The organism is Streptosporangium sp. NPDC006013, from assembly GCF_040614275.1.
Lineage (GTDB): Bacteria > Actinomycetota > Actinomycetes > Streptosporangiales > Streptosporangiaceae > Streptosporangium.
Genome location: NZ_JBEXUE010000726.1, coordinates 1 through 3,540 on the forward strand (window position 1 = coordinate 1; position 3,540 = coordinate 3,540).

At 70.1% G+C, this 3,540-nt stretch carries 3 protein-coding genes and 1 pseudogene; 3 read left to right on the plus strand and 1 reads right to left on the minus strand.

The annotated features are described in order from the left end of the window. Positions 1-46: 46 nt before the first annotated feature. The gene (locus ABZ260_RS48575) at positions 47-550 is read right to left on the minus strand and encodes a hypothetical protein (RefSeq protein ID WP_355632063.1); all 504 of its coding nucleotides are present in this window, start codon (positions 548-550) and stop codon (positions 47-49) included. Between the two features lie 395 nt (positions 551-945). On the opposite strand from ABZ260_RS48575, the gene ABZ260_RS48580 reads away from it, so the two are divergent. From ABZ260_RS48580 to ABZ260_RS48590, 3 genes and pseudogenes are all read left to right on the plus strand, one after another. After that, positions 946-2,088, plus strand: coding sequence for a Gfo/Idh/MocA family oxidoreductase (locus ABZ260_RS48580; RefSeq protein ID WP_355632066.1), 1,143 nt, complete (start codon positions 946-948; stop codon positions 2,086-2,088). Beyond that, a complete protein-coding gene (locus ABZ260_RS48585) occupies positions 2,088-3,218 on the plus strand; it encodes a dihydrodipicolinate synthase family protein (RefSeq protein ID WP_355632068.1) in 1,131 nt (376 codons plus the stop codon). The genes ABZ260_RS48580 and ABZ260_RS48585 overlap by 1 nt, the downstream gene beginning before the upstream one ends. Continuing rightward, positions 3,215-3,540 (plus strand): annotated as a pseudogene (locus tag ABZ260_RS48590) (sugar phosphate isomerase/epimerase); the annotation flags it as partial. The gene ABZ260_RS48585 and the pseudogene ABZ260_RS48590, both read left to right, overlap by 4 nt.

The window sequence follows — 3,540 nt, forward strand, 5'->3', positions numbered from 1 at the left end:
GCCGGGCGGTCCCGTCCGGACCCGGAGGTGAGCGTGCCCTGACCGCCTACCGGCGGTCTCGCAGGGATTCCAGCAGGCGCGACAACTCCTCGGTGGCCCACAGCTCGGGCCCGCCGAGGTCGTTGGCGTAGGACTGCCGCTGCGCGCTGGTCCAGGCGTAGGCGCCGGAGCGCCAGGCCTCGGCGAGCGGCACCATGTGGTCGATGTCGACGTCGCCGGCGGCGGTCCAGGTCGCGCCGTCGAACGGGGAGTACCAGCTGCCGGAGGTGGCTGCGCAGCTGGAGTTGACGACCACTCCGACGCCGTCCCTCTTGAGCACCGTCTCCCGGGTGTTGCAGGTGCCGCTGATCGTTATCCAGTGGTTGAACAACGACCGGTCATAGGAGGACTGGTTGGTTTCCGCGGCGACGGTGAGCGTCGCGAGCCTGCTGGTGGCGGTGGCCGCCGAAGGAATGTTCGGCGGGGTCGCCGAAGCCGTTCCGGTTGTCAGGGAAAAGGTGACGAGAATTGCCGTGAGGGCAGCGGAAGCCGCGGTGACGACTCGTTTCACGAGTGGCCCCTTCTGTCGCTCCACCTCGGCCAGTCGGGGGGTCTGGGCGCCGCGAGAGGAGGACAGACGGAACGTCTCAAGTCATGACAAATACGCAAATGTCATGGTTTGACGACGAGTCAGGATGCACTTGGTCGGATACTGCATCAATCCGTGGTCAGATACGCTTGATCTGCGATAATGTGAATTACGGCGATTCGGGCACCCCGCCTTCCCGTGCGAACACGCGGTGAAATTCCGGTAACCAGCGAATTTCCTTCCGGGACGGCCCCCGGGGTCACCGGCTCCCCCGGACGCGCACATCGCCCCCCTCCTCCCCTGGCAGGCGCTTGCAGCAGGTGTGGCGACTGTCGTACCGTGGAACGGAAAGCGCTTTCCATAGGAGGTCGGAGAAGATGTCCCCGCAAAGCATCGGCGTCGTGATGAACGGTGTCACCGGTCGCATGGGCTACCGCCAGCACCTGGTCCGATCGGTCCTGGCGATCAACGAGCAGGGCGGTGTGACACTGTCGGACGGCGGCCAGGTCCTGCTCAGGCCGGTCCTGGTCGGCCGGTCCGCCGAGAAGCTCCAGAGACTCTCGGCGGAGCACGGCATCGCCGGCTGGACCACGGACCTCGACACCGCCCTCGCCGACGACGACAATCTGATCTACTTCGACTCTCAGGTCACCCAGGCCCGGGTGAAGTCCGTGCTCAAGGCGATCGAGGCGGGCAAGCACGTCTACGCGGAGAAACCGACGGCCGAGACCTCCCAGGACGCGCTGGCACTGGCCGAGGCCGCGACCGCCAGGGGCGTGAAGAACGGCGTCGTGCAGGACAAGCTCTTCCTGCCGGGCCTGCTCAAGCTCAGGCGCCTGATCGACGGCGGCTTCTTCGGCCGCGTCCTCTCGGTCCGCGGCGAGTTCGGTTACTGGGTGTTCGAGGGCGACTGGCAGGCCGCCCAGCGCCCGTCGTGGAACTACCGCGTCGAGGACGGCGGCGGCATCGTCCTCGACATGTTCCCGCACTGGGCGTACGTGCTGGAGAACCTGTTCGGCCGGATCACCTCGGTCTACGCCCAGGCCGTCACCCACATCCCCGAGCGGGTGGACGAGCGGGGCGAGACCTATCGGGCCACCGCCGACGACGCCGCCTACGGGGTGTTCGAACTGGAGGGCGGGGTCATCGCGCAGATCAACTCCTCCTGGAACGTCAGGGTGAACCGCGACGAGCTGGTGGAGTTCCAGGTGGACGGCACGCACGGCAGTGCCGTCGCGGGCCTGCGCGACTGCCGCGTCCAGCACCGTGCCGCCACTCCCAAGCCGGTCTGGAACCCCGACCTGCCCGCGGGCGCCCGCTTCAGGGACGGCTGGCAGGAGGTACCCGACAACGAGGAGTTCGACAACGGGTTCAAGATCCAGTGGGAACGGTTCGTCCGCCACGTGGTCGAGGACGCGCCGTTCCCCTACGACTTCGCCTCCGGCGCGCGCGGTGTCCGCATCGCCGAGCTGGGCCTGCGCTCCTCCGCAGAGGGCCGCCGCCTGCCGGTGGAGCCGTGATGAGGATCGCACTCCCGGGCGGGGAGCACGTCCTGCGCGAGCCGGTCACCTGGGCCAGGCCCGAGGGGCCCGCCCGGAGCCGCACCGTCTACGCCGCCGCCCACGTTGTCGCCGACCCGCTCGGCGACAACACCCCGGGCTCCCGGGCCGCCGTCGACTGGGAGGCCACCCTGCGCTTCCGCCACCACCTGTGGTCCCACGGGCTGCGGGTCGCCGACGCCATGGACACCGCGCAGCGCAACATGGGCCTTGACTGGGCGGCCACCCGCGAGCTGATCCGGCGCAGCGCCACCGAGGCGAAGGCCTTCGGCGACCCGGCGACGCTGGTGGCCTGTGGCGCGGGCACCGACCAGGCGCCGGACGCCCGGACCCTGCGGGAGGTCGTGGCGGCCTACCGCGAGCAGATCGAGACCGTGCGGGACGCGGGCGCCGGGGTCATCGTGATGGCGAGCCGGCAACTGGCCGCGATCGCGCGGGGCCCGGAGGACTACCACCGGGTCTACGGCGAGCTGCTCTCCCAGACCGATCGCCCGGTGATCCTGCACTGGCTGGGCGAGATGTTCGACCCGCTGCTGGCGGGCTACTGGGGCTCGCGGGACGTGGCCGAGGCCACCGCGTCGTTCCTGTCGCTGATCCACGACCACGCGGCGAGGGTGGACGGGGTCAAGGTCTCGCTGCTGGACGCCGAGCACGAGATCGGGCTGCGCGAGGCGCTGCCCGAAGGCGTCAGGCTCTACACCGGCGACGACTTCAACTACCCCTCGCTGATCAGGTCGGGCAGCCACGCGCTGCTGGGCATCTTCGACGCGATCGCCCCCGCCGCCGCCTCGGCCCTGCAGGCGCTCGACGCGGGCGACCTCGGACGGTACGACGAGATCATGGACCCCACGGTCCCGCTCTCGCGGAAGATCTTCGAGGCCCCCACGTACAACTACAAGACGGGCATCGTCTTCCTGGCCTGGCTCAACGGCCACCAGGACGCCTTCAGCATGGTCAACGGCGCCCAGGCGGCCCGTTCCCTGCCCCACCTGGCCGAGGTGTTCCGCCTGGCCGACAGGGCCGGGCTGCTGGCCGACCCCGAGCTGGCGGTCTTCCGGATGCGCTCCCTGCTGGCGGTGAACGGCCTGTGAGGGCGCGGGCGAAGAGCCGTCTCTCGCTGAACCAGTGGACCACGAAGCGGTGGTCGGTGGCCGAGGCCGTCGACGGGTGCGTGCGGCACGGTGTCGAGGCCATCGGCCTGTGGCGGCAGGACGTCGCCGCGCAGGGCCTGAAGGAGACCGTCGAACTCGTCGCGGACGCCGGGCTGCGGGTCTCGTCGCTCTGCCGCGGCGGCTTCCTCACCTCCGGCGATCCGCAGGCCCTGGACGACAACCGCAGGGCGATCGACGAGGCCGCCACGCTGGACGCCGCCTGCCTGGTCATGGTGGTCGGCGGCCTGCCGGGCGTGGTGCC

Bases quoted from the DNA above. Each gene is read 5' to 3' on its own strand.
- ABZ260_RS48585 (WP_355632068.1), top strand. From the start codon at position 2,088: ATGAGGATCGCACTCCCGGGCGGGGAGCACGTCCTGCGCGAGCCGGTC.
- ABZ260_RS48580 (WP_355632066.1), top strand. From the start codon at position 946: ATGTCCCCGCAAAGCATCGGCGTCGTGATGAACGGTGTCACCGGTCGC.